Annotated in this window: 26 protein-coding genes, 1 tRNA gene and 1 other RNA gene; 17 read left to right on the top strand and 11 right to left on the bottom strand. The window is 35.3% G+C overall.

Annotated features, from left to right (window positions below):
• Positions 1-31: 31 nt before the first annotated feature.
• Complete coding sequence (locus tag ABWU69_RS04615) at positions 32-211, bottom strand: hypothetical protein (RefSeq protein WP_259348784.1); 180 nt, start codon at positions 209-211, stop codon at positions 32-34.
• A gap of 15 nt (positions 212-226) precedes the next feature.
• Complete coding sequence (locus ABWU69_RS08070; RefSeq protein ID WP_259348783.1) at positions 227-358, bottom strand: hypothetical protein; 132 nt, start codon at positions 356-358, stop codon at positions 227-229.
• Positions 359-382: 24 nt separating this feature from the next.
• On the opposite strand from ABWU69_RS08070, the gene ybeY reads away from it, so the two are divergent.
• Together ybeY and ABWU69_RS04600 are read left to right on the top strand one after the other, a co-directional pair.
• Positions 383-835: an rRNA maturation RNase YbeY gene (gene ybeY, locus ABWU69_RS04605; RefSeq protein WP_265035665.1), complete on the top strand. Its 453-nt coding sequence runs from the start codon at positions 383-385 to the stop codon at positions 833-835.
• A gap of 86 nt (positions 836-921) precedes the next feature.
• On the top strand, positions 922-1,710 hold the full coding sequence (locus tag ABWU69_RS04600; RefSeq protein ID WP_010082472.1) for a succinate dehydrogenase iron-sulfur subunit: 789 nt from the start codon (positions 922-924) through the stop codon (positions 1,708-1,710).
• Between the two features lie 3 nt (positions 1,711-1,713).
• Here the strand turns inward: ABWU69_RS04600 and ABWU69_RS04595 are convergent, their stop codons facing one another.
• From ABWU69_RS04595 to ABWU69_RS04580, 4 genes are read right to left on the bottom strand one after another with little or no spacing between them, the layout of a single operon-like run.
• Entirely contained in the window at positions 1,714-2,850 is a 1,137-nt protein-coding gene (locus ABWU69_RS04595) for a hypothetical protein (RefSeq protein ID WP_265034388.1), read from the bottom strand.
• Positions 2,851-2,892: 42 nt separating this feature from the next.
• On the bottom strand, positions 2,893-3,672 hold the full coding sequence (locus ABWU69_RS04590) for a GNAT family N-acetyltransferase (protein ID WP_265026324.1): 780 nt from the start codon (positions 3,670-3,672) through the stop codon (positions 2,893-2,895).
• A complete protein-coding gene (locus tag ABWU69_RS04585; RefSeq protein WP_265026323.1) occupies positions 3,662-4,144 on the bottom strand; it encodes a phosphatidylglycerophosphatase A in 483 nt (160 codons plus the stop codon). The genes ABWU69_RS04590 and ABWU69_RS04585 overlap by 11 nt, the downstream gene beginning before the upstream one ends.
• A gap of 19 nt (positions 4,145-4,163) precedes the next feature.
• Positions 4,164-5,147 carry an NAD(P)H-dependent glycerol-3-phosphate dehydrogenase gene (locus ABWU69_RS04580; RefSeq protein WP_265034387.1) on the bottom strand — a complete coding sequence of 328 codons (984 nt, stop codon included), beginning with the start codon at positions 5,145-5,147 and terminating at the stop codon, positions 4,164-4,166.
• Between the two features lie 325 nt (positions 5,148-5,472).
• Here ABWU69_RS04580 and ABWU69_RS04575 point away from each other — a divergent pair, with 325 nt between their 5' ends.
• Complete coding sequence (locus tag ABWU69_RS04575) at positions 5,473-6,243, top strand: response regulator transcription factor (RefSeq protein WP_265034386.1); 771 nt, start codon at positions 5,473-5,475, stop codon at positions 6,241-6,243.
• A gap of 50 nt (positions 6,244-6,293) precedes the next feature.
• Here the strand turns inward: ABWU69_RS04575 and rnpB are convergent.
• Both rnpB and ABWU69_RS04565 read right to left on the bottom strand, forming a co-directional pair.
• Positions 6,294-6,643: RNase P RNA component class A (gene rnpB / locus ABWU69_RS04570), an RNA gene on the bottom strand.
• A gap of 157 nt (positions 6,644-6,800) precedes the next feature.
• Positions 6,801-9,101: a hypothetical protein gene (locus ABWU69_RS04565; RefSeq protein WP_353285009.1), complete on the bottom strand. Its 2,301-nt coding sequence runs from the start codon at positions 9,099-9,101 to the stop codon at positions 6,801-6,803.
• Positions 9,102-9,376: 275 nt separating this feature from the next.
• On the opposite strand from ABWU69_RS04565, the gene nuoE reads away from it, so the two are divergent.
• From nuoE to ABWU69_RS04550, 3 genes are all read left to right on the top strand, one after another.
• Positions 9,377-9,877, top strand: coding sequence for an NADH-quinone oxidoreductase subunit NuoE (gene nuoE, locus ABWU69_RS04560; protein WP_265026320.1), 501 nt, complete (start codon positions 9,377-9,379; stop codon positions 9,875-9,877).
• On the top strand, positions 9,878-11,095 hold the full coding sequence (gene tgt, locus ABWU69_RS04555; protein ID WP_265026319.1) for a tRNA guanosine(34) transglycosylase Tgt: 1,218 nt from the start codon (positions 9,878-9,880) through the stop codon (positions 11,093-11,095).
• A gap of 142 nt (positions 11,096-11,237) precedes the next feature.
• The gene (locus ABWU69_RS04550; protein WP_265034384.1) at positions 11,238-12,815 is read left to right on the top strand and encodes a hypothetical protein; all 1,578 of its coding nucleotides are present in this window, start codon (positions 11,238-11,240) and stop codon (positions 12,813-12,815) included.
• A gap of 178 nt (positions 12,816-12,993) precedes the next feature.
• Here ABWU69_RS04550 and ABWU69_RS04545 read toward each other — a convergent pair whose 3' ends face one another.
• Together ABWU69_RS04545 and ABWU69_RS04540 are read right to left on the bottom strand one after the other, a co-directional pair.
• The gene (locus ABWU69_RS04545; protein ID WP_353285008.1) at positions 12,994-14,268 is read right to left on the bottom strand and encodes a M16 family metallopeptidase; all 1,275 of its coding nucleotides are present in this window, start codon (positions 14,266-14,268) and stop codon (positions 12,994-12,996) included.
• Positions 14,265-14,876, bottom strand: a complete 612-nt coding sequence (locus ABWU69_RS04540) for a superoxide dismutase (protein WP_265034382.1) — start codon at positions 14,874-14,876, stop codon at positions 14,265-14,267. Before ABWU69_RS04540 ends, ABWU69_RS04545 begins: the two co-directional genes overlap by 4 nt.
• Before the next feature lie 175 nt (positions 14,877-15,051).
• Between ABWU69_RS04540 and ABWU69_RS04535 the strand changes: the two genes are divergently transcribed.
• From ABWU69_RS04535 to ABWU69_RS04520, 4 genes are all read left to right on the top strand, one after another.
• A complete protein-coding gene (locus tag ABWU69_RS04535; RefSeq protein WP_353285007.1) occupies positions 15,052-15,645 on the top strand; it encodes a hypothetical protein in 594 nt (197 codons plus the stop codon).
• Positions 15,646-15,684: 39 nt separating this feature from the next.
• Positions 15,685-15,834: a hypothetical protein gene (locus ABWU69_RS04530; RefSeq protein WP_353285006.1), complete on the top strand. Its 150-nt coding sequence runs from the start codon at positions 15,685-15,687 to the stop codon at positions 15,832-15,834.
• 129 nt (positions 15,835-15,963) lie between these two features.
• Positions 15,964-16,701, top strand: coding sequence for a hypothetical protein (locus ABWU69_RS04525; protein WP_265034379.1), 738 nt, complete (start codon positions 15,964-15,966; stop codon positions 16,699-16,701).
• A 130-nt stretch (positions 16,702-16,831) separates the two neighbouring features.
• Positions 16,832-17,062, top strand: coding sequence for a WPE palindromic element domain-containing protein (locus ABWU69_RS04520; protein ID WP_353285005.1), 231 nt, complete (start codon positions 16,832-16,834; stop codon positions 17,060-17,062).
• Here ABWU69_RS04520 and ABWU69_RS04515 read toward each other — a convergent pair.
• Positions 17,017-17,202 (bottom strand): hypothetical protein, encoded by a 186-nt coding sequence (locus tag ABWU69_RS04515; protein ID WP_353285004.1) that lies wholly within the window; start codon positions 17,200-17,202, stop codon positions 17,017-17,019. The two genes, ABWU69_RS04520 and ABWU69_RS04515, sit on opposite strands and share 46 nt — an antisense overlap.
• Before the next feature lie 539 nt (positions 17,203-17,741).
• On the opposite strand from ABWU69_RS04515, the gene dnaE reads away from it, so the two are divergent.
• The 7 genes from dnaE (at position 17,742) to ABWU69_RS04480 (ending at position 24,451) form a co-directional block, all read left to right on the top strand.
• On the top strand, positions 17,742-21,182 hold the full coding sequence (dnaE, locus tag ABWU69_RS04510; protein WP_265035663.1) for a DNA polymerase III subunit alpha: 3,441 nt from the start codon (positions 17,742-17,744) through the stop codon (positions 21,180-21,182).
• A 48-nt stretch (positions 21,183-21,230) separates the two neighbouring features.
• The gene (rpsF, locus tag ABWU69_RS04505) at positions 21,231-22,013 is read left to right on the top strand and encodes a 30S ribosomal protein S6 (RefSeq protein WP_265026309.1); all 783 of its coding nucleotides are present in this window, start codon (positions 21,231-21,233) and stop codon (positions 22,011-22,013) included.
• Positions 22,013-22,288, top strand: coding sequence for a 30S ribosomal protein S18 (gene rpsR / locus ABWU69_RS04500; protein ID WP_250294995.1), 276 nt, complete (start codon positions 22,013-22,015; stop codon positions 22,286-22,288). Before rpsF ends, rpsR begins: the two co-directional genes overlap by 1 nt.
• Before the next feature lie 7 nt (positions 22,289-22,295).
• Complete coding sequence (rplI, locus tag ABWU69_RS04495; RefSeq protein WP_265034375.1) at positions 22,296-22,850, top strand: 50S ribosomal protein L9; 555 nt, start codon at positions 22,296-22,298, stop codon at positions 22,848-22,850.
• A 6-nt stretch (positions 22,851-22,856) separates the two neighbouring features.
• Entirely contained in the window at positions 22,857-23,090 is a 234-nt protein-coding gene (locus tag ABWU69_RS04490; RefSeq protein WP_213863032.1) for a hypothetical protein, read from the top strand.
• Positions 23,087-24,379 (top strand): adenylosuccinate lyase, encoded by a 1,293-nt coding sequence (gene purB / locus ABWU69_RS04485; protein WP_265026307.1) that lies wholly within the window; start codon positions 23,087-23,089, stop codon positions 24,377-24,379. Before ABWU69_RS04490 ends, purB begins: the two co-directional genes overlap by 4 nt.
• Positions 24,379-24,451 (top strand) — tRNA-Met (locus ABWU69_RS04480). The genes purB and ABWU69_RS04480 overlap by 1 nt, the downstream gene beginning before the upstream one ends.
• The last annotated feature ends 152 nt before the right edge of the window (positions 24,452-24,603 follow it).

Below are 24,603 nucleotides of genomic sequence, written 5' to 3'. Positions count from 1 at the left end.
CCTGTCATTTCAGTTCCTAAATGATGTCATCTCAGCACGCAACGCACAGCTGTATGAATATTTGTCTCGAAGGCAGTGCATTAAACGTTATAGCCGATTTTGCATCAAACACAAAGGTGTCATTCCAGTGCTTGACACTGGAATCCAGCCTTAATGCAACCACATTAAAGCCGTTGTGTTTTAATATAAGATTAGCTACTTTTATATTCACTAACTTGATGTCTAATCAAAATTCCTGGATCCCAGTGTCTAGGCACTGGGATGACATCCTTCTAGTGTACAATATTCGTACAGTTGTGTACATGACACAAGGGTCTATAACTCTTCTTTTTTGGATTCCAGTGTCAGCTATTTGCATGACACCCTTACTGATGTGTCACTCATGTTAGAAGTAAATATTCTTGACAAGAAATGGTGCAGCATCATAGAAAATCCTAAAGATTTTGTATTAGGTGTCATCAATACTTCTCTAAAAGAATTAAAAATAGACCACTATAAACCAAATATATCAATAGCTCTGGCTGATGATGACTTGCTACATCAACTTAATTTAAAATTTAGAGAAATGGATAAACCAACTAACGTACTATCATTTCCGTATGAACAATTGTCTAATGAGTGCGATTTAGGAGACATAGCAATTTCAATAGACACAATAAAAAGAGAATCGCATGAGTATTGTATACCCATTCTTGCTCACATTGCACACATGTTAGTGCATGGATTACTGCATTTACTTGGTTATGATCACCAAAAAAAAGATGAAGAAATTATAATGAAAAATCTAGAAAGAGAGATTTTAGCTTCGCTTGACTACAATATGTGCACGATTTAAAAGGAATTTAATAAAAATATAGTAGATGATAATAAAATATGTTATCTACAAAGGGTTTTAGCTATAAACAATAAAAGGTAAGTGATATGGTTCAGTTTTCTTTGCCAAAGAATTCTAAAATTAATCAAAAGGGCAAAATTTATCCTATTCCTGCTAGAGCAAAAAACATCAGAAGATTTCAAATTTACCGTTGGTCTGCTGATGACGAGAAAAACCCTAGAATAGACACATTTTTTATTGATATGGATAGTTGTGGCCCTATGGTACTTGATGCATTAATAAAAATAAAGGATGAAATAGATTCGACTTTAACTTTCAGACGTTCTTGTAGAGAAGGCATATGTGGATCTTGTGCCATGAATATTGACGGAACCAATACTCTTGCATGTACTAGATCTATACACGATATAAAAGGTGACGTAAAAATATATCCATTACCTCACATGTATGTGATAAAGGACCTAGTCTCAGACTTGAGCCAATTTTATGAGCAATACAAATCAATTAAACCTTGGTTACAAGCAGATAAGCCTGCCCTACCAAATAAAGAATACTCTCAATCTTCTGAAGATAGAAAAAAATTAGATGGCTTGTCCGACTGTATATTATGTGCTTGCTGTTCGACTGGTTGCCCAAGCTACTGGTGGAATAGTGATAAATTTTTAGGACCAGCAATACTATTACAAGCCTACAGATGGATTGCTGACAGCCGTGATAATAAGACAGGTGAAAGACTTGATGTTTTAAACGACCCATTCAAGTTGTATCGTTGTCATACAATAATGAATTGCACAAAAACTTGTCCTAAAGGACTTAATCCAGCAAGAGCAATAGCGAAAGTAAAACAGCTCATGGTAGAGAGAGAAGGAGTTTAAGTATTATCTTTTGCATTCTTCGTAAGAGAACAGCAAACCTTCCGAAGCGTAGGGTATTGTTAATACCCTGAACGCTTTTCCATTCGTGAAATGCATCGTATCATCATACGATTCAAATAATTTTTTGAATAACTCATGTCTTTGGTTACTAATAGTTTGAAAATCCTCTTTTTCTAAAAGCTTTTTAGATTCGAAGAGGTAAAGCATAACTTCATGATAAGTTGGGTAAGATGCCAAAAATTTTGGGTCAAATTGAAAGGTTTTTATGAAAGCATTATTATAAAATTTTAGCTTTTGATTCTTACTATATATTACTATAGCAACCGGCAACCTCTCAAGCAAATTTTTCTGTGTAGCTAAATAACTGTTTAATTCAGTATATAATTTCTCTGCATCACTAACATCTTTCCCATACATTACTATGCTACCAGAACCTTGTATTGGAATTTTAACAAAATCGAAAACCTTAGGTTCGTTCTTGTAAGTTACGACATGCCTTCCTGGTTTTGTGCTATGAGCGCTACTGGTAATAGCAAATTTCTTAGAACCATCTACATACTTATCATAAAACAAATTATAAAATTCCACCTTTCTATTCTTGTTATATTTTAGTATTGGAAATGGTAAAGAGTTGAAAACATTTTTATAGCTCTCCACTTCTTGTGTAAGCTTACTATTTTCTAACTCAAGTCCGTTAGCTTTTATCTTATAGTCTGAGACATTCCTTATCCATAACAGCACACCTATCACATTGGTAGAATCATCTATTATGCTTCTGCCGTAACATATGCAATAAACCTCACTGTCCTTTGACTTTAAATCTAGAGTAAAAGATTTATTTATTTCCTTTGCCTCAACAAAATTTTTAATTAAGCTTTCTGATTGCTCAAAAAAATTCACAAACTCATTAAACGAGTAAAAAACAGTATTAAGCAAAATTAGTAAGTTGGGAGAGAACTTTTCTATACGCTTTTTTGCATCCCAAATATAAAACCCATCATTCACAGTATCAATTAAATTATTTATGATAACATTTTGATGCTGTAAGTTCTTAATCTTATTACTAATTTTTAATTTAGAATAAGAGAGAAAGAATAATATTAGAATCAATATTAAAACCACTTCATACAAAAAAAACATAGCACTTTTAAAACAAATGTAAAAATTTGTAACCGCTCAGAATTATGCTGAAGAGGTATATAAGTAAAGATTGCCTAACATTTGAAAGCCCAATCTCTTATAAAGGTTCACAGAAGATTTCATACAATGTGCTACTATATATTTGCATTCAAGCTGCTTAGCTATCTTTATTCTTTCTAAAACCATTTGGGTACCTATTCCACGATTCCTGTAAATTGGTAAAACTCCATCACTATAAAAACCAGCTACGCTGTCTTGAACATAAAGACCGCATGTCCCAATAATTTCACTATTTAGTGTTACAAGAAAAAATCTTAATCTTGAGTTTTTATCATCATAATTTGATAATCCGCGAAAAAATGTGCTGACAATTCCAACGCCATGATAAAAAATTTTAGAAGTGTGTAAATCTAACTGTTCTAAGAGGTCGCTACCATTTACAGCATTTAACCTCAAGTTTGGAATAACATCAGCAGGTAAAAAGTAATTTTTCATATTAAGTAAAGCTTTTTTTGGTGTGCTAACGTGTTTTATTTCACACTTTTCTAAAATATCTCTTACTTTCATATGTGAATTTATTACCCATGTTGCTTCTATATCTCTTGTTCTGAGATAATCTAGAGTTTTTTGTATAGAAAGCTCGGTACATTGATCTCCACAGAACACAAAATTAAATAATGACTCCCTGGTACCATTTATTGTAAATGTAACGTTATCAAATTCATCGTGTACTTCCCACTCAGATAAATTCGCTGTGTACAGTATATAATCCTTTAGATTTTGAACAATTAAGCTTGAATAATAAATTTTTTTATCCTGCATACATCAACAATAAACAATAAAAGGCTCCTATAAGAACACAGGCTAAAATTGCAGCTATAATGTCATCTAGCATAACACCTAAAGGACCTTTGGTATTTTTATCGATCAAATTTATAGGCCACGTTTTTATTATATCAAAAAACCTAAAAGAAAAAAAGCACAACAACAATGAAGAGCAATTCATCTCTTGGCTTAACAATATCGAAACTAAAAGTATTGTCAGCAATTGACCAACTACTTCGTCAATTACTACCTCTTTTGGATCACATGAAGTCTCGTAGTGTTTTATATAATTGCCTATAGACCATAGTCCAATCAAAAATAAAAAAAAAATAATTGCTGCACCTAAAATTCTGTCACTCAGTATTACAGGAACAATTGGATAAGAAGCTAAGCTGCCTACGGTACCTGGCATTTTTTTTACTGTGCCAGACAGCCACCATGTTGATATCAATTTATATAAAAATTTCACAATACACCAAAGTACAAAACTAATTTACAAGAACAGAAATAGTATCCTCTATAGAGGCGCTTTCATACAATAATCTATAGACCGCTTCACATATAGGCATTTTTATCTTTAGCTTTCCTGCTAAATTAAATATGGGCTCAGCAGTGCTAAAACCTTCAATCACTGACTTGCCTTCTGACAAAATCTGCTGAACATTAAAGCCATTGTCACTATTACCTATTTTAAACCCAAAAGATAGGTTTCTTGAATTCAAGGATGTGCATGTCATAATTAGATCACCCAGACATGCCGGCCCAAGTAGTGTATTTATATCCACATTACCGTTACCAACTTTTGCTGAGTATAAAGCCTTAATTTCGCTCATACTTTTCGTAATCAATGCTGCATGAGCATTAAACCCAAGTTTACTACCTAGAACAATCCCACACGCTATAGCAAAAACGTTCTTTAACGCTGCACAAACCTGTATCCCTATAACATCACTACTAAGGCGTAATTTAACATTTTCTTGCTGTAGTTCTGATATTAGCTTTGAACCCAATATGTTATTTCGGCACGCAAGAACCATTGAATAGGGCAATTTTTTTGCAACTTCTATAGCAAAACTAGGGCCTGAAAAAATAGCAATAGGATTGTTAGGTAAAACTTCATTTACTATTTCACTAGGTAATTTTAATGTAGACTTTTCTATTCCCTTACAAGCTAAAATTATTGCTACATCTTTTTTCAGATTACAATTATGCAATTGCTGACATACCTCCCTCAGAGACTGAGTGGGAACAGCGAGGATTGTTACTGAAGCATTAATTGTGTCTTCAATAGCCAGTTTTACTGACACATTATCAGAAATTCGACAACCGGGTAGCTTGTCACTTTCTCTTTTCCCGTTGATTGATTCAAATGTAGTTTCATTGCGAGTCCACAAAATCACATCTTTCTTACTACCTAATGAAATTGCGATTGCTGTACCCCATGCACCAGCACCTAAAATTGATATTGCCACACAATATTCCTGAAAGTATTACTTATACTTTAAAATAGTAGGATAAGTAAATTAAAAATATAACACAGGCATATAGAATAGTTAAATATTTATTAACCGAAGTATTCTTTTAATAATAGTAACTTTAATTCAATATTTACTAAAAATACTATTACTATCATGGTATGTCTATTATATTTTAGATCTATTTATATAACTTTGGAACAATATATTTACTATTAATTAATAAGTGTAATTTTGATCATTTGTTAATAAAAATTTGATTTATTACTTTCCTTAGTTATATATATTACTAAAATTATAAATTATTTATGGGGTGTAAAATATGCGTATATTATTAATTGAAGATGATCAAGTAAGTGCAAAGACTGTGGTTAACGCCTTAACTTCTGATGGACACTTCTGTGACGTTGTTACTTCTGCACAAGATTATAACAATAACATGGTTTCCTCAAACGGAGATTACTATGACCTAGTTATTTTAGATATACACTTGCCTGGTGATATTGACGGATATGATATATTGTTAAGACTAAGAAGTGCAAAAATCAAAGTTCCTGTCTTAATACTTTCATGTATATCCGCTGTCAATCACAAAGCTAAAGGACTCGGGTATGGTGCCGATGATTACTTAACCAAGCCATTTCATAAAAGCGAGTTATTAGCTCGAATTAAGGCCATAGTGCGTCGTACTAAAGGCCATCCTGAATCGGTGATAAAGATTGGTAATATAAATATCAATTTTGATCACAGGATTGTTGAGGTGAAAGGTAAAACGGTTCACCTTACTAATAAAGAGTATTCTATGATAGAATTGCTAGCACTGCGTAAAGGAACAGTACTAACAAAAGAAATGTTCTTAAATCATCTTTACAATGGCTTGGATGAACCTTCAGATAACAAGATAGTTGATGTTTTTATGTGCAAATTACGTAAGAAACTTGAAAGTGCAAATGATGGAAAAAGCCACATAGAAACCGTTTGGGGCAGAGGGTATGTTCTGAAAGAGTATGTTGATGATGAAGAATATTCTAATGTTAATGTAGGCGAAAGTAGTGATGGCTATCAAGCAGAACAAGTGAAGGACAACGCATGAAATGCCTACACATTTAAATATAGCATGGCTTATATCGCACGTATCATGTGACGCCTAGGTGAAATATAAGCCGAGTTCTGTTTATGTAGCTATTTATCTGGAGTAAATGTTACCATTTACCTCATGCGATTTACCCGAGTAGATATGAGGAAAACATAAAATCTACTTCTATTTAATCTTGCTCCTAGTGTTGGTTACTCGACTACCAATGTTACCATTGCCATGGTGTGCTCTTACCACACCTTTTCACCCTTACCTAAGAATATTTTAGGCGGTAATTTTCTGTAGCCCTATAACTGGAGTTACCTCCGGCGGGCATTACCCGTCACTATTTTTCCTTGGAGCCCGGACTTTCCTCTGCTATGTTTATCACATAACAGCAGCTACTTATTTCACCCAGGAATTATACTTTAACATGAAAATCACAAAAGCAAAAGATAATTTCCTAACAGTCTACATATTAAAAACATTCAGACAAATAGCTAAAGGTGATATTCCGGCACATCATCGCTATCCCAAGATAAGCTTCTTTCACTCTTAGACTCCGCTTCAGTCAGTCAAGAGCTTGCTGAAGACGATGAGCTACTTCTTGATCGACTACTATTTTCTACTGATATACTGTCTAGCACTGTTTCAGATTGATCCATAGTTCGCATTCTGTCACCAGTGGTAAAAATTTCTTCATCGCTACTTGAAGATGATCGCCTTCTATAACCCAAATCAGTTAGTTCTAACACAGGAGCAGCATTACGACCCTTAACATATCTATATGCTATGAATCCTATAATTCCAACAATACCTATTGCTCCAACCAAAGATCCCCCTATCATTCCTGCCCTATTGGACCCTATAGCAAGTTGAGTAGGCTGTGGTGAAGAAGTAGTTTGAGAAAATAAAGTTGTAGTGAACATAGGAGTTGTCAACTCCCTTGTTCTAGTACTCGGCATAGTAGACACTGTTTGTGTAGTTCTCTCTGAGTTTGTTGTTGGCGCATTAGTTGGCATTGTAGTAATCACAGTCGCTTGTGAGGTGGCAATAGTTTCAGCTACTGTTGTTGGCTCTGATGACGTAGATGCCGTACTTATTTTAGTTGTTAACTCTGTTAAAGGCTTACTCATCGTAGTACTGCTTGCTGTAGAAGTCGACGCAACAGTCGCTGCTGTAGGTTTTACAGTACTTGTCCCAGTTTCCGAAGTTACTATCGGCGTACTAGTTGACGTTGTAGCAACCATGGTCGTTTGTGAAGTAGTAGTTGTTTTTGCTACTGTTGTTGGCTTCACTGTTACTGTACTTGTTTGAGTCGTTGACTCCGCTGAAGGTTTATTCATTGTAGAAGTAGGTGCAACGGCTTCTGTTGTTGGCTCCACTGTTACTGTACTTGTTTGAGTTGTTGACTCCGTTGAAGGTTTATTCGTTGTAGAAGTAGGTGCAACGGCTTCTGTTGTTGGCTCCACTGTTACTGTACTTGTTTGAGTTGTTGACTCTGTTGAAGGTTTACTTATTGTAGAAGTAGGTGCAACGGTAGTTGATGCTTCTGTTGTTAATTTGGTAGTCTTTACAGTGTCGGTTTCTGTTGTGCTAGTAATTGCAGCAGTCGGCGTTTTCTTAGAAGTCACAACCGTCTCTGTAACAGTTATAGGAGCCACGGTACTACTAGAAATGATATCAGGTGTTAATCGACCGTTAATGATATTAACAAAATCGCTGAGAGTTTTGATGCTACTTGCCGGTATTATTGTTACCTTAGAAGGTTTTTCAAATCTTTGATGATTGAAAATTGCGATGTTTTCTCCACTTACTGCAGTTACAATAAAACTGTCTTGACCATTGTCTTTAACGTACAATTGCTCTATAGAATCTGCAAATTCGCAAACAGTAAAGTTCGATTTTGATCCATTCTTAACAAGACTTATTAAATGTAACGTTTGTTTATTAGGCAACCGGTCTTCTGCAAGAAAAGCAACTAGATCACCACCTTCAGTTCGTTTCACATACTGTAGAAAATTTATTTCGCCTGGATTAGAAGTAATAGATGACGCTGTATTTATTTGACAATTTTTCTTACCAAGCAAACATTCATCTTTCTTTCCACTTTTTAGATCCTCAACCACTTTAGCCATCTCGAACTTAAAAATATTTGTTCTTACTTCTTGATTCCTAGCAATGTCTTTTCTCACTTGCGAATAAAGTATCGTATTTCCATCTAATGCCAATTGTCCTGGGCTATTAAACTTCAATAACTTTCTTTCTGTGAAACCTTGTTTTCCATCCAATACTTTAAATTTCCCGCTCTCGCTTGACTTTAAGTACCAAGAAACTAAAGTTTGATCCTTTAAGTTATGAGCGATTACAATTACATCACCATTACCAACTTTCACTGCTCTTGGTTGAGAGTAACTATTGCCCACATTTGCAGGACTACCATTATTAATATTCTTTTGTAATTTCCTTTTATCTAAATGTTCAACTGAAGGTACGTTGATTGATTGCTTGATTCCGTAAGTGTGAAAAGATAAACCTTTAACGTATTTTTCTCCTTCTTCGCCAATTCCCTCTTCAGGAAAGATAACTCCAACTTTATCTATTTCAGCTGAATCTTCTATTAATGTGAGAGATAATTGATCTTTGAATTCATTTGCTACGCTGATATTTGTACCCCATTCGTATGTTTTTGATTGATGTAATGGACTAATAAGTAATTTTACTTTACTGCTCCCATTACCATTATCTTGATAGCTGAGTCCATAAGCGATTCCATCTCCTTCAATTAACCCTACGTTTGCTGGGTTAAAACCTATCGCTTCTTTAACTTCCGGTGTATTTGAGTTGATCCCGAGTAATCTTCTTAATATAGACATAATTTTATTTAAAATATTAATAAAATGCTATTATGATTACCCCTGTGTGTTAATGTCAATGAAAATTTTAACTAAAATTAAAAAATTAACGTCTTTATAATCCGCAGAGCGAAATATGAAAAATGAGTAGCAGTAAAGAATTCGCAAACTGGGTGGATAAGCAATACCACTCTATAGATAGCATGATACTGTAGAACGCTATCTCTTAAAAAACCAACAATTGCAATTATTAGCCCTTCAGATATAATCTGTTGAAATTCACATGAGTCTCACGAATGACAGAAAAAGAAAAGCAGTTTAGTTTTACATCAGAAAACCTTAAGAAAGCGGAAAAGTTTATAGAGATGTATCCCAAAGGTAGAGAAGGTAGTGCTGTTATGCCTTTACTATATCTGGTTCAAGAGCAATGTGGATGGGTTCCTGAATCTGCTATGCGTTATGTTGCTGATATGCTCCATATGCCACATATTCGTGTATATGAAGTGGCAAATTTCTACACCATGTATAATTTAAAACCAGTAGGTAAATATCTAATACAAATTTGTAGAACCACCCCTTGCTGGTTATGCAGTAGCGAAAAAGTTTTAAATACCTTTAAAGAGAAACTTGGAATCAATATCGGTGAGACTACTAAAGATAATTTGTTCACTTTAAAAGAGGTTGAATGTCTTGGTGCATGCGTTAATGCTCCTGTTATGCAGATCAATAATGACTTCTATGAAAATCTTACTCCTGAGAAAGTAGAAAACATCATAACAGAACTTTCAGGCAAATAGATGAAAGAAGAATTTGCATTTAAGATAATCAAGCAATCAGGTTCTGCAAGAGTTGGAACAATTAAAACTCCAAATGGAAGCGTAGAAACCCCCGCTTTTATATTCTGTGCAACAAAAGCTGCAATTAAAGCTGCAGATATTGAAAGAATTAGTGAAGCAGGTACTCAGATAATACTTTCCAACACCTATCACCTAATGCTTCAACCAGGAGAGAATACTGTTGCAAAACTTGGTGGTTTGCACAAGATGATGGGATGGAATGGGCCAATGCTAACTGACTCAGGTGGATATCAGATATTTAGCTTAGGCCACGGATCAGTTTCGGAAGAGATAAAAGGAATAAGAAAAAAACAAAAAACTCTGATCAAAATTAATGAGGACGGGGCAATTTTCCGTTCTTACATTAATGGTAAAACTTATTGCTTAACTCCTGAAAAATCTATACAAATTCAACAGAAATTAGGTGCAGATTTAATCCTAGTTTTAGATGAATGCACTCCATTCCACGTCAGCAAAGAATACACAGCAAAATCAATGCTCATGAGTCACAGATGGGCTGAACGTTCTTTAAATGAATTTGAAAAAAACAATAATGGCAAGCAGGCACTGTATGGAATTAGTCAAGGCGGAGTGTATCAAGATTTACGTAGAGAAAGTTGTGATTTTATCAACGATTTGCCATTTTTTGGTCAAGCAATAGGTGGATCACTTGGTCAAAGTAAAGAGCAGATGTACGATGTAGTTTCTTTCACTATGGACCACCTAAAAAAAGACAGGCCTACTCATTTGCTTGGTATTGGTGGAATTGTGGACATCTTTCATGGAGTAAGTCTTGGAATTGACACGTTTGATTGTGTGCATCCAACTCGTTTGGCAAGGCATGGTGGTGCGCTTATTAAAGTAAAAAATAGAGATTCTATTTCTTCAAAGTGCAAAGAGCATATTAATTTGCGGAATCAACAATTTGAGCTGGACAATAACCCAATTGAAAGTGACTGTTTATGTTTTACCTGCAGAAAACATTCAAGAGCTTATATACACCATTTACTGAAAGCTAAAGAGCTCCTGGCTTACACGCTCGTTACCATTCATAACGTTTTCTTCATGAATAAGTTAATGGAATCAATAAGACAGGCAATATTAGATGATAGGCTAGATCAAGAGAAAAATAATTGGATTAGTGAAATACCATTGCACTTTGATTTGGCTTCTCTTTAAGTCTTTTCTTTATGCTGTTGATTTTTACTTCTTGTTATATTTACTTTATTTATCACACTATTAATTAGAAAGGTTATAATAAATAATTAATCTATTAATGTTAACCTTTATCCATTATTTGTAAAAATTTGGAGGCAAAGGTATGGTTATAAAAAATAATACCCTATTAATATTTGATTTTGATAACACTATCACTAATGGACACATGCATGCTGTTTTCTCTGGTAGACACTCCGGAATTGAAAAAAGTGATTATAATTCTGCTGCGAAAAATGCAGTGACTGATCACAATATAAAAGATTTTCTAAAAAATACAGGTGGAATGAAAAATGAAGAGAGGTTGAAATCTACATTACAGTCTGCACTTTCAAACGGAATAGAAGTGAATATTGCATCATATACAAAATATCCGGATGCTGTAAAAAGGGTTGTAGAAAATCATTTGGGCTTATCTAAAGAACAAGCAGACAGTATTTCTGTATTTGGTAGATTTCCAGAAAATTATGATAATGAGTTAAAAGGTGATAAAGAACAACAAAGTAAAGTTGGAAAGAATTTGCATATCTGTAAAGCAATTGTGGAGTACAAGGATAAACATGGTGAGTTGCCAAAAAATGTAATGTTAGTTGATGATGATGTAAAAAATATTCAGAAGATTAATGAGTTTGTTGCATCAATGAGTAAAAGAGGGGGATGGCTTAAAGAAAATGGGCTGAGTATTGAAGAGATACAAAAAATCAAATTTGAAGGTGCGCGAGTGCCTAAAGAGGACAAAAATGTTGGTTATCTAGAAAGAGTACAAGAGTTTATCAGTCCTAGGAAAGAAGAGTCACCACAATTACCTCCTAAACTTAAGAATTTAAATGCAGTATCCCAGAATAATGAGGAGCCACCACAATTACTTCCTAAAAAAAGGAAATCAAGTGATGGTATGGTTGCTGATGGTGAGAATAAAAAACAAGATATTAAGGGCATGTTGTCATCTGAAACACAAGCAAACCCAACACGCTCAAAACGTCATGCAATGATGCTTGACCCTCAGCAAATAGAATCTATACACCAGAATGCTGAAGAGCCACCACTAGGTAAAAAATACGCACATACTGAAACCATCTCCTTATTAAAGGCATTTGAGACAATCAGAGATTTTTTTCAAGATTGTGGTCAAAAAATAATAAATACTATTCATAGATTATTAAAGAAGGAAGTAATAACAGGGGTTAAAGAGCAAGGCTATGATGTGAATAGTGAAAAAGGTAAAAGTGAAATTACGATTTATGGTAATAAATCGATAGATATTGACAAAATAAAAACGGATTTTATTGATACCTCTCTAATTCGAATAATGGAATTGGGTGAGGAGAAAATCAAAGATCTTAACAATAATTATAAAGGTGATCAGCTAGGGCGAGAGATATCGAAATTATTGAACGCTGGTTCGCAAAAGGAAAATATAAACTCAAACTATAATGATGGAGAGCCTATATTCCAGACTCGTAAAGAGGCATTGAACTATCCTCCGCAAAAGAAAGACATAAACTCGAACTATAATGATGGGGAGCCTATATTTCAGACTCGTGAAGAGGCATTGAACGCTGATCGGCAAAAGAAAAATACAAACTTGAATCCTGCAAGCAGAACACCACCATTACCTCCTAAAAATCATATGGAAAAGGTTATACAAAGCAGAAATGCAGGTGGGATTAAAATAGGTAAGTGATTCATGTATAAAAGACAAGAGTTAACTGACAGAAGAATTAAAACTAATGTCAGGCTCTTGTTTAATACATATAATTGCTTATATGTGTGGTTCATAGCACATTGTTTCAACTTTACGCTTCTTTAATCACTGTGCTAAATTATATTGTAAAGCAGCCAAATCAATATAACAGAATGCACTAAGCTTTAAGCATAGAAACCACTTTATCGTAACTTGGCAATGATTCAATTTCTCCAATTGCAGCTAGAGTGGTTTTTTCATGCTGAGATAACAATTCTTCTGCTGCTTTTTTTACGTTAGCAGTGGTAACTGCACTAATTTTTTCTATTAATTCATTTTTACTGATGTACCTATTATAGTTACCGTAGTAGTGCCCCAATGTTTCAGCACGTGAGCTCACACTTTCGCGTGACATTAAAATTTGGGATTTTACTCGCTCTTTCACTCTATTTACTTCTTCTTCCCTCAAATCATCTGTGGACAACTTCTTCAACTCTGTCGTTATAGATTTTAAAAGCTTATCTAAGTTACTACTGTCTGTACCAGCAAAAATGGAAAACATTCCTGTATCAGTATAGCTGGAATTAAATGAATAAACAGAATAAGCTAATCCCTGCTTTTCCCTTACTTCCTGGAATAAACGTGATGACATTCCGCTCCCTAATATAGAATCAAGCACTTGAAACGTGTGATATTTATCGTCATGGCGAGAAACACTAGGTAGACCAATTAGCAAGTGCACCTGATCTAATTTACGATGTTCTAAATACTCACCACCAGTGTAGCTCGTCGCATTTTGGCTTTTTTTCAGCTTTTTAGAATGAATCTTTGAGAGAAAATCTTTGGTTAATGCAACAACTTCTTCATGTTCAACATTTCCTGCAACGGCAAATAGCATATTCTCGCCAAAGTAATGTTCGTTTATGTAGTTATTTAGATTTTCCCTAGTAAATGACTTTACCGTATCTTGCGTACCTAAGATTGACTTACCAAATGGTTGATCTTTATAAGCTGCCTCAAAATATTTATCGAAAACAATGTCACTTGGTGAATCATTAGTTTGAAAAATCTCTTGTATTACAACGCTCTTCTCACGTTCCAATTCATCTTCTGGAAATGTCGAATGCATCAATATATCTATTAATATATCAATACCAGTTTTTATGTCTTTCTTGAGAACCTTTGCATAATAGGTAGTGCTTTCCCTACCGGTGCTAGCGTTGAAAACCCCACCTATGTCATCAAAAGCTTTTGCAATTTCAAATGCAGTTCTTGTCTTCGTCCCTTTGAAAGCCATGTGTTCTAAAAAATGGGATATTCCATTTTGACTTGCACTTTCTGCTCTACTGCCAACACCAACTCGTATACTTAAAGCTACGGAATCAACATCACGCACCTGCTCAGTTATTATGCGCAGACCATTATCTAATTTTGTTACCTGGGGTACATTCATCTCATATACTCTTCTAAGTTCTCTTCTGCAAAATCCCAATTAATCAAATGATCAAGAAAAACTTTTATGTAGTCAATTCTACGATTTTGACAATCTAAATAGTATGCGTGCTCCCACACATCCATAGTGAGTAATGGCACTTGACCATAAGTTAATGGCAAATCTGCATTTGGAGTTTTGGTGATTTTGAGCTTTCCTTTTTCAAGCACTAACCACACCCATCCACTACCAAACTGGCTTACTCCATAATTGGAGAATTCTTCATAAAATTTATCAAAGCCACCGATATCGTCCTGAATTTTTTTTGCTAAAAGACTACTATCTTTAGGCTTACCACCACCATTTTTTTTCATTGAGTTCCAATAAAAAGTGTGGTTCCAAACTTGTGCTGCGTTATTAAATATAGGCAAGTTGTCGCTATTACCATGCACTTTTGTTATTAATTCCTCAATTTTCACATGTTGATAATCCGTATTTTCAACCAGCTCGTTGAGTTTATTTAAATATCCTTTATGGTGCTTATCATAATGAAAATCTAAGGTTTTTGCAGATATGTAAGGCTCCAAAGCTGTTTTACCGTATGGTAATTCAGGTAAAGTAAAATTCATTCAACCTCCTCAATTTCTAACCTACTGCGATGTTAGAGCAATATATGCTTTTGTGCAACATATAATTTGGTTAAAATATTCATATTATTGCAATTGTTCTAAAATAAGTTATACTAGTACAGTAATGTTAATAATAATTACATTTTTTATTATATAGTTCTTTTAGGAGGCTAATATGTCAAGTTTATGTGAAAACCTTAAGTATTCATATGAGAATTTTAAGCAATATGCTCAACACGGAACTGTTCCTGCTGTAGAAAAAAATAACAGTCAAGTTCCACAAAACTGTTTCTATAAGTCTGTTCATCATATCGATAGTGTTGTGGGACCAGTGAAGGATATGCTCGTAGGGGTAAATAAAGATGCCGATACTTCAACAACAACTTTGGGAAAAAGAGAGAAAAAAGTCTGCGGTACGAAACATAATGGACTTTATCATGGCTTTGCAAATTTATTACTTGTACTCTATACAGGGGTTGCATATTTAACGTATTTGCCAGTAAAATTAATTTCACATTTAAAGGGAACAGATGGTCCAAAATCTCTTTTAGGGTATACCAATAATTTGCAGAACAAAGCAGAACAACATGGTGAAACCTGCGCTAAGTTCTTAAGTTTAGTCTTGTCTTACATTATTTCAGCCGTCATCTGGGCTGCAGCACTCATTATTACACCACTGACTTGGGCTGTTGATAAAGTGGCAAGTAAGTTTAGTGACGCAAAGTCTGAAGCTGCTGACCTTAATGGGAAAGCTCCTCTACTAAGCTAATCTGCACAACATGGCTTTAACACTTGGCCACCGGAAAGGGTGTTATCCCAGTGCTTCGATACTGGGATCCAGCCTTCCATGCAATCCCATCAAAAACGTTTATTTGAGCATAAGATTAGCTATTTTCTATGCTCACCAACCCAGCGTACAGTAGGAATTTCTGGATTCCAGCGTCACGCGCTGGAATGACACCATTCGTTTCGTTAAAAACAAATGTTCATGCAGTTATGTGATCTTCATTAGTTATATCTGCAATCAAACTTCCTAAAAACACTTTATAGCTCTTGAGTATAAAAAAAATTCCTTTAAATAATAGATATGCTAATCAGGAATTTAATAAAACAAGCGACTAAAGTAGGAAGCAGTGAAAATGCAATACGGTATGTCGAATATCTCTATCAATTTGAAAAGTTTAGAAACACATTAAACCTCACTTTATCACTAATAAAGCAAAATAGGCTCTCATTTGAAATATACCAAGAGGGATTAGTGGATATGGAAGAGGGGATGTGTAAGACAATCAGGTCTTCCAGTGTAAATAAATATGTTATTGTACTGAGGAAGTCAAACCCATACATTATAGTGCATGAACTTTCACATATGGTTGAAAATGAACTGAACTTAAGTTTGGAACAGGAATTTCTCCATAAAGTTTATCAAGATGTCGAGCAGAACCTAAAGCAAGCAAATATTCTTGTGCAGAAAATTATCGGCCAAATTATATTTAAGGAGATACAGGCTTATCAAACTGCAAAATCACGTGCATCTGAATTATTTGCACGCTATTTTGAGCTATTTGCTTGGGCGCAGGAGGTTTACCCTAAAGACAAAGAATACTTAATCCGCACTCAAGACCTAAATAAAGTGTTCCTTGCTACTGACCAATGGAAAAAGAGCTACCTGGATCCACAAATAATGGAGAGAATAGATAAGGAAATCAAGGAATACAGCAATAAAACTGCCACTAAAGACGTAACCAAAGTGCAAAGCAGTTGGACTAACAAATTTTCTCCTGGAGGCAAAAAAATTAGCTCTATGTTTGGAGATGATGATTAGCTTAGTATAGCTAGTGCAGGCCAGACGTCATACCGCCGCGGTATCTCTAGATCCCGCTAACACGTAGCGGGATGACGGTTGTCAGGCTAGCTGTCATCCCAGTAGCTGACGCTGATTTCCATCCAAGAGGGTGTCATCCCAGTGCCTTGACTACTTGGATCCAGAAGACTTAATTTCAACCAAGTGGCTGCATAATAAAGGCTGGATTCCAGTGCCAAGCACTGGAATGACAGCAGTCCTACGTCATACCGCCGCGGTATCTCTTAGCATAGACCCCACTAACAAGCAGCGGGATGACGGTTGTCAGGCTAGCTGTCATCCCAGTGCCCAGACACTGGGATCCAGGAAAGTTTTCTTGTAAACAAGAAAACTAGCATAGAAAGTGGTTACAACGTTTTCGATGAGATTATATGGAAAACTGGATTCCAGTGTCAAGCACTGGAATGACATCACAGGGGCACTGGAATGACACCTCTCTTGGGCTCTTTTAGCTATAAACATTAAGAAATTTACCAAACGAAAAAAAAGGCAAAAGAAGCCCCGGTTAATATCTATTTTAAAACATTGGCGTTTTTTAAGTCTTAAACACTGCAATTTAGCTGCTTTTAAGTGCAACTAACCTTAGCTAAAATGTTTAAGAAATTTACTAAGCAGAAAAAAAGGCAAAAGAAACCCCGTGGTAATTAGTGTTCACTCTCTAATCCTTCAAATTGGCGTACTATACTGTCTTAAACGACTTATAAGCGCGTTTCAGCTTATATGGGTAAAAACCCAGAAATATTGTGAAGACATAAGGTGCACATAGTGCAAAAAATTAAAAATAAGACGCCAACTACGTTGTTTTTTTACTGTTTAATCTGCACAGATGAAGATAACTGAATACCTTCAGTTTCATGATAAGGGAGCTGGCGGAGTTCGTCAAGTAAGTTTTTTGTATTTTAACCTTAGATTTGAGAAATCTTATAGGCTTTTGTTCTCATGAAAATTATGTTCTCATGGGTAAATTAATGTTATCCTTTTTTGTTGATCTAAAGTTTTTTATGTTCATACACTTACGTGTTCACAGTGTTTATTCGCTGCTTGAAAGCTCGGTTAAAATTGAGGAGCTGATCGGCCTTTGTTTGCGAAATAAAATGCCAGCGGTTGCAATTACTGATTCAGGCAACTTGTTTGGCTCGCTTGAGTTTTCAGAATATGCAGCAAGTAGGGGAATACAGCTAATAATAGGATGCAATATTATAGTTAAACATTCAGAACAAAATTTACCTATATTATTGCTTGCAAAAAATGAGCAAGGGTACACTAATTTAGTCACTTTGGTGAGTGAGTCTTTTAAAAAGCGCAAGAATAACAGCGATATTCCTTACGTTGATTTTGATGAGCTATTGAATTTAAGTACGGGTCTGATCGCTTTAACCGGTGGATGTTTGGCTCAACTATTGTTGGGGCAAGATAAAGAAACGGTTGAAAAACTGCTTTCAGCATTCAATGGTCATTTATATGTTGAATTGCAGCGTCATGGATTGAATAAAGAGCTAGAGCTTGAAGAAGCTTTGATAGACTTTGCTTATCAGCGCAATATACCACTGGTTGCAACGAACGATGTGTTTTTTCCAAATAGGTCTGACTATGAAGCTTATGACATATTAACGTGCATATCGGAGGGGAGTTATGCCCTGGAGAATAACAGAAAGAAGTTAACTACCGAGCATTACTTCAAATCTGTGGCAGAAATGGAGGAGCTGTTTAGCGACATTCCCGAAGCAATTCATAACACTTTAGTGATAGCTAAGCGGTGCTCTTACATGCCAAGAAGCAGGCAGCCTATCTTGCCTAAATTTCCTTGTCGAGAAAATAAAACTGAGAATGAAGAACTGAGGGAGCAGGCAGTTGCAGGATTGAAGCTGCGTATTGCAAAATCCTCTTCTGTCACCAGAACACCCTCCACTGTCATCCCAGTACTTGATACTGGGATCCAGAGAGATTCCAGCGTCACGCGCTGGAATGACACCAAACCAGATGATGACACACAACATGATATCGATTTCAAGCAATACTACGACAGGTTAGATTATGAACTAAGTGTAATCACTTCAATGAACTATGCTGGTTACTTTCTAATAGTTTCTGACTTTATCCGCTGGAGCAAAGCAAATGGCATTCCAGTTGGTCCAGGAAGAGGCTCTGGTGCTGGATCAATTGTTGCTTGGGGCTTGCAGATTACAGACCTTGATCCAATAAAGTTTGGCCTAATATTTGAAAGATTTTTGAATCCTGATCGTGTATCGATGCCTGACTTTGATATTGATTTTTGCCAGGAAAAAAGAGACCTGGTTATTGATTATGTTCAGAAAAAGTACGGTTATGTCGCTCAAATAATCACTTTTGGAAAATTGCAGGCAAGGGCAGTATTGCGTGATGTTGGAAGGGTATTACAAATGCCTTACTCTCAAGTGGATAAAATATCTAAAATGGTTCCATTTAATCCAGTAAATCCTGTAACTTTATCACAAGCGATAGAGTTTGATCAAAACCTGCAGAAAGAACGGGATAGTGATGAGGTAATTGCAAAGCTTCTTGATATATCTCTTAAGCTTGAAGGAATATATCGTCACGTTTCAACTCATGCTGCTGGAATTGTAATATGCGATCAAAAATTAGAAAATTTTGTTCCCGTGTATTATGATCCAAATTCGGCTCTGCCAATCACTCAATACAGCATGAAATATGTGGAGAAAGCTGGGCTAATAAAATTTGATTTTCTTGGACTTGGTACGCTAACGCTAATAGATCATGTGTGTCGTTTAATTAATCGTGATGAAAAAAAGATCGATATTTCTTCAGTTTCTTTGAATGATCAAAAAACCTATGAGATGCTCTCTAGCGGTGATTCAATTGGAGTGTTCCAGCTTGAAAGTTCGGGAATGAGAGAAGCTTTAATCAAGTTAAAACCAGACTGCATCGAGGACATCATCGCTTTAATCTCTCTTTATCGTCCAGGACCTATGGATAACATTCCAACTTATGTTGCAAGAAAACATGGACTTGAAAAGCCAGATTATATTCATCCATTACTTGAGGGAATATTAAAAGAAACGTTTGGGGTAATAATCTACCAAGAACAGGTGATGGAAATAGCGCGTATTCTCTCTGGATATAGTCTCGCAGAAGCAGATTTGCTAAGACGTGCCATGGGTAAGAAAATCAAGGAAGAGATGGATAAACAACGTACACTTTTCGTCCAAGGGGCAACGAAGAATGGCGTTGATTATGACAGGGCAAGTTATATCTTTGACCTTGTTGCAAAATTTGCTGGTTATGGATTTAATAAATCTCACGCAGCTGCATATGCGGTTATATCTTATCAAACAGCTTACCTTAAAGCTAATTATCCATTAGAATTTTTTACAGCACTAATGAATCTGAATATTGATGATAGAGATAAACTGAATTTATTTTATCATGCAGCAAAGTTTAGTGGCGTTACCGTTCTTCCACCTGATATAAACAAATCTAAAGCTGAATTCTCAATAGAGAACGAACGCATACGTTATGGTATTGCTGCCTTGAGGAATGTTGGTTTTTCTATAGCGGAGGGAATAGTGAACGTACGTTCAAGCGCTTGTAAGGACATATGGGAATTCATTCAAAATTCAGGTCATATAATAAATAAGAGAGCGCTAGAAAGCCTGATTAAATCCGGAGCATTCGATAGCGTGCATAAGAACAGAAAGCAGCTATATGAGTCAATGGACACACTGATTTACTTTGCAAATAAAAACAAACAGGATAGAGAATCAAGTCAAGCTGCTTTGTTTGGTAGTCTTGATGTCCTCAAACCGAAATTTGAGAATGTGGAAGATTTTGATGAAGAGGAAAAATTAGAGCATGAGTTATTTTCACTAGGATTTTATTTAACTAATCATCCACTTGAAAAATTTAGAACTCTTCTGGAAAAGTTAAATATTGGGTTTATCGGAGAAAATAGAACAGCAAAAACTGCTGGGGTAATATTAAATGCACGTATGAGAACCTCAGAGCGTGGAAGGTTTGTTATACTTACACTTTCTGATCCCCATAACGTTTCTGAAATAGCATTCTATAATAATGAAATAATAGAAGAAAAAAGAGATTTATTTTCACCAGGAACATTTGTGATAATTGATCTTGAAGCTTCGGAAAATACGACAAGATTAGCAGGCAAGGATATATCTGAGTTTACAAAAAGAATCACTTCTACAATAAAAGAATTAGTTCTCACCACTGAGTGCACGGATTCGCAAAAAGCCGCTATGGAATTAAACACAATATTAAAAGATGAAGGCAGAACCAAAATAATGCTAAAACTTCTTCTCGAAAAACATAAAGTGAGCATCTTATTACCAGGTGCATACTCAATTGCTCCTCAAGTTGTTTATGAAATATCTAACTTAAGCTGGATTAAAGGCGTAGAAATTAATACAAATAACTTGCTTATATAAAAAAGCTTTATATAATGAAATATTTAATCGGTATTAAAGGAAGATATAGTGAATCTTTATGAATTTATTTTTATAGCACAACAAGGATTATTACAGCAAGAAGTAGAGGAGATGGTCCAAGAGCTAGCTGTTTCATTGAAGAATATTAAAGCAGATGTTATTTTCCAGAAGATTAAGAGTCTTATGGAAAGGCAAAATAGCACGCTTACAAAACAAGAGTTAGAAACGCGTGCTGAAAACATTAAAGAAGGTCTAGTTGCTTACTCTGATTTCTTGGAAGATCTTACAAAAATTTTATGGGTTGAATTGGAAAAAGATCTTTCAAATTTGAAAGAAGTGAAGTCAAAAATCGATAAAGAGTTGAAAGATGACCTAAAAGATTTAGGAATAACGCAAGATTTTATAAAATTTCTAGGAGGCAGTGAGCAAATTACTAAAAGTGCGTTTATCCATAATGCAGTAAATGCTTTGAAGAGAAATATTTCAGAACATCTAATAAAGATTTTTCAAGATATTTTGAAAGATTTTAGAATAAACGGTCCAACTCAATCGAGCAAAGCATTGGAAATGCTTTTGGAAAACATTGAAGCATCAGGATTAATCAAGTATGAACATTGGGGTCTTTTGGATTTTGCATATCCAATAAATAAGATGAAGAGCGGTCATTATTGTATAATGTGTATAAGTTCTACTGCAAGCATTCTGGATGAATTTGTGCGTAGAATGAAACTTAATGAGAACGTTATTCGCCACTTGTCTGTGCAGGTTGATAAATTTTTTGAAGGTAAATCTTATATGATGAATAAACAAATTGAGGAGCAAAACGCATAATGATGAAAAGACGAAATAGTTTTAATAATTCTTACGTATCTGTAAATAATAGGACTGGCTTTAGGCGTTCTAAAGTTTGCCCTCTTGCTGCGTCTAAAGATGAAGACATAGATTATAAGAATACAGATTTATTATCCAAGTTTACCTCTGACTATGGTAGGATATTACCTAGAAGATTAACAGGCGTATGTGCAAAAAAACAAAGGAAGTTACGCTTAGCGGTCATAAGGGCACGTTTTTTGGCTCTTGTTCCTTACTGTACTAAAAAAGTTTAGGTAATTTATGTTGATAATTTTAAAGGAAAATATAAGGACTTTAGGTAAGCTTGGTGAAGTTGTAAAAGTTAAACCAGGTTATGCACGTAATTTTCTTTTTCCACAAAGAAAAGCGGTGAAAGCTACCAAGGAAAATTTAACAAAGCTAGAGGAGCAACGTTTATTACTGGAAGAAGAGAATATAAAAAGATTAAATGTAGCAAAAGAGCTTGTATTGTCACTACAGGATAAGTTTGTGGTATTGACAAAGCAAGCTTCAGAGGATGGTAAAATTTTTGGTTCTGTAACAACACGTGAAATTGCGAAAGTTTTACTACAAGAAGGACGTGCGATAGATCATCGTAGTTTATCTTTTGGTGGAATAAGCATCAAAAACTTGGGTGAATACCAAGTAAACGTAGAATTACATAGTGAAGTAGTAGTACCAATTACTATATACGTCGTGAAATCCGAAACAGATGCAAATGAGCTAAGGCAAGTAAAATTGCAAAATCAGAAGTCTGAGCAACAAGAGGCAGAGCAAGATGCGAATAAAGAAGCTACTGATGGTGATGATAGCTGATCAAAGATGATCCCTTGTTATAGCCGAAAAGAAATGTCTGCCATGGCTAAGCTGGTGTCATCCCAGTGCTCCTCTCATGTCATCCCAGTGCGTGACACTGGGATCCAGTTTATTTCATCATGGACATTATTTTATGCTTCTAGAATCCGTTGTCCATTGAATAATTTGCAAATACTTTTATATCTGGATTCCAGTGTCACGCACTGGAATGACACCATTATTGGAATAAATCAAAAATGATTCCTCGTTATAGTCATAAAGAGATGTCTGCGATTTGGGAAGAAAATAACAAATTTAATATATGGCTCAAAATAGAAAAATTAGCGTGCGAAGCTCAAGCAAAGCTAGGAATTGTCCCTAAGGATATTGCTCAGAAGCTCTCTGATGCTATTGAATTTGATATTGAACGTATCAACGAAATTGAATCCATTGTAAAACACGATGTTATAGCTTTTCTGACGTATGTTGCTGAAAAAGCGGGAATTGATGTTCGTTATCTTCATTATGGAATGACAAGTTCTGATGTTTTGGATACATGCCTTGCGGTGCAGTTGAAAGAGTCATGTGATATTTTACTCGAGAATTTAAAAAATATACTTGCAGTATTGAAAAAAAAAGCTGAGGACTATAAAGATATTGTTTGTGTTGGGCGTAGTCATGGAATGCATGCAGAACCAACAACTCTTGGATTAAAATTTGCTAGATTTTATGCTGAATTTAAACGCAATTATCAGAGATTAATTAGCGCGCAAAAAGAGATCTCAATTTGTAAAATATCAGGTGCAGTAGGTAATTTTGCAAATGTTGATCCGTTCGTTGAAGAGTATGTAGCGAAAGAAATGGGACTCATACCTGAAACCATATCGTCTCAAGTCATTCCTCGTGATAGACATGCCATGTTCTTTTCAGTTTTGGGAGTGATTGCAAGCTCAATAGAAAATATTGCAATTGAAATTCGTCATTTGCAAAGAACTGAAATCGGCGAAATTTCTGAGCATTTTTCCATTGGGCAGAAGGGAAGCTCTGCTATGCCACACAAATGTAATCCTATTTTAAGTGAAAATCTGACTGGACTCTCACGTTTAATACGCAGTTATGTTTTTCCTGCGTTAGAAAATGTTGCATTGTGGCACGAACGTGATATATCACACTCGTCTGTGGAAAGATGCATTGCTCCTGATGCTTGTATAACAATGGATTTTGCTTTAGTGCGATTAACAGATTTGATAGATAAATTGGTGATCAATAAGGAAAACATTGAGAAGAACTTAAATTCTTCAAAAGGTTTAGTTTTCTCACAGCATGTATTGCTTGAGTTAGTAAATAGTGGTTTGGCGAGGGAAGAGGCTTATAAAATTGTTCAGAGCAATGCAATGAAAGTGAAACAAAACAACAGTGATTTTCTGGCCGAATTGAAACAAGATAAATCCTTACTTAAGGTTATTCACTCGGAAAAACTTGAATCTTTGTTTGATTTGAAATATTATACAAAACATGTAGGTCACATATATAGCAAGGTTTTCAATTAGGCTGAGTAGCTCAGTTGGTAGAGCAGGAGGATCATAATCTCTTGGTCGGGGGTTCAAGTCCCTCCTCAGCCACTCGAACTAAACTATGTTTAGCAAGATAGTGCTATTGGTGAAGTAGTGCGACCCAGTGTCAGCTACTTGGAATGGTTACGTTCAGTTGTGTATCCACTCAGGTGTACAGTTTAGAGGACAATGGATAAGAGATTGTGAAAAGGGTTTAGCTT

Origin of the sequence: Wolbachia endosymbiont (group A) of Beris morrisii, from assembly GCF_964028185.1 — a bacterium.
GTDB lineage: Bacteria > Pseudomonadota > Alphaproteobacteria > Rickettsiales > Anaplasmataceae > Wolbachia.
The sequence above is the reverse complement of the archived record's forward strand: the minus strand, read 5'-3'. Positions and strand labels throughout refer to the sequence as shown.

What these genes read in the sequence shown, in the direction of transcription:
- ABWU69_RS08070 (WP_259348783.1), bottom strand. Translation starts at nt 358, where the DNA reads ATGCAAATAGCTGACACTGGAATCCAAAAAAGAAGAGTTATAGACCCT.
- ybeY (WP_265035665.1), top strand. Translation starts at nt 383, where the DNA reads ATGTTAGAAGTAAATATTCTTGACAAGAAATGGTGCAGCATCATAGAA.
- ABWU69_RS04600 (WP_010082472.1), top strand. Translation starts at nt 922, where the DNA reads ATGGTTCAGTTTTCTTTGCCAAAGAATTCTAAAATTAATCAAAAGGGC.
- ABWU69_RS04595 (WP_265034388.1), bottom strand. Translation starts at nt 2,850, where the DNA reads ATGTTTTTTTTGTATGAAGTGGTTTTAATATTGATTCTAATATTATTC.
- ABWU69_RS04590 (WP_265026324.1), bottom strand. Translation starts at nt 3,672, where the DNA reads ATGCAGGATAAAAAAATTTATTATTCAAGCTTAATTGTTCAAAATCTA.
- ABWU69_RS04575 (WP_265034386.1), top strand. Translation starts at nt 5,473, where the DNA reads ATGCGTATATTATTAATTGAAGATGATCAAGTAAGTGCAAAGACTGTG.
- ABWU69_RS04565 (WP_353285009.1), bottom strand. Translation starts at nt 9,101, where the DNA reads ATGTCTATATTAAGAAGATTACTCGGGATCAACTCAAATACACCGGAA.
- nuoE (WP_265026320.1), top strand. Translation starts at nt 9,377, where the DNA reads ATGACAGAAAAAGAAAAGCAGTTTAGTTTTACATCAGAAAACCTTAAG.
- tgt (WP_265026319.1), top strand. Translation starts at nt 9,878, where the DNA reads ATGAAAGAAGAATTTGCATTTAAGATAATCAAGCAATCAGGTTCTGCA.
- ABWU69_RS04550 (WP_265034384.1), top strand. Translation starts at nt 11,238, where the DNA reads ATGGTTATAAAAAATAATACCCTATTAATATTTGATTTTGATAACACT.
- ABWU69_RS04545 (WP_353285008.1), bottom strand. Translation starts at nt 14,268, where the DNA reads ATGAATGTACCCCAGGTAACAAAATTAGATAATGGTCTGCGCATAATA.
- ABWU69_RS04540 (WP_265034382.1), bottom strand. Translation starts at nt 14,876, where the DNA reads ATGAATTTTACTTTACCTGAATTACCATACGGTAAAACAGCTTTGGAG.
- ABWU69_RS04535 (WP_353285007.1), top strand. Translation starts at nt 15,052, where the DNA reads ATGTCAAGTTTATGTGAAAACCTTAAGTATTCATATGAGAATTTTAAG.
- ABWU69_RS04525 (WP_265034379.1), top strand. Translation starts at nt 15,964, where the DNA reads ATGCTAATCAGGAATTTAATAAAACAAGCGACTAAAGTAGGAAGCAGT.
- ABWU69_RS04515 (WP_353285004.1), bottom strand. Translation starts at nt 17,202, where the DNA reads ATGTTTATAGCTAAAAGAGCCCAAGAGAGGTGTCATTCCAGTGCCCCT.
- dnaE (WP_265035663.1), top strand. Translation starts at nt 17,742, where the DNA reads ATGTTCATACACTTACGTGTTCACAGTGTTTATTCGCTGCTTGAAAGC.
- rpsR (WP_250294995.1), top strand. Translation starts at nt 22,013, where the DNA reads ATGATGAAAAGACGAAATAGTTTTAATAATTCTTACGTATCTGTAAAT.
- rplI (WP_265034375.1), top strand. Translation starts at nt 22,296, where the DNA reads ATGTTGATAATTTTAAAGGAAAATATAAGGACTTTAGGTAAGCTTGGT.
- ABWU69_RS04490 (WP_213863032.1), top strand. Translation starts at nt 22,857, where the DNA reads ATGATCCCTTGTTATAGCCGAAAAGAAATGTCTGCCATGGCTAAGCTG.
- purB (WP_265026307.1), top strand. Translation starts at nt 23,087, where the DNA reads ATGATTCCTCGTTATAGTCATAAAGAGATGTCTGCGATTTGGGAAGAA.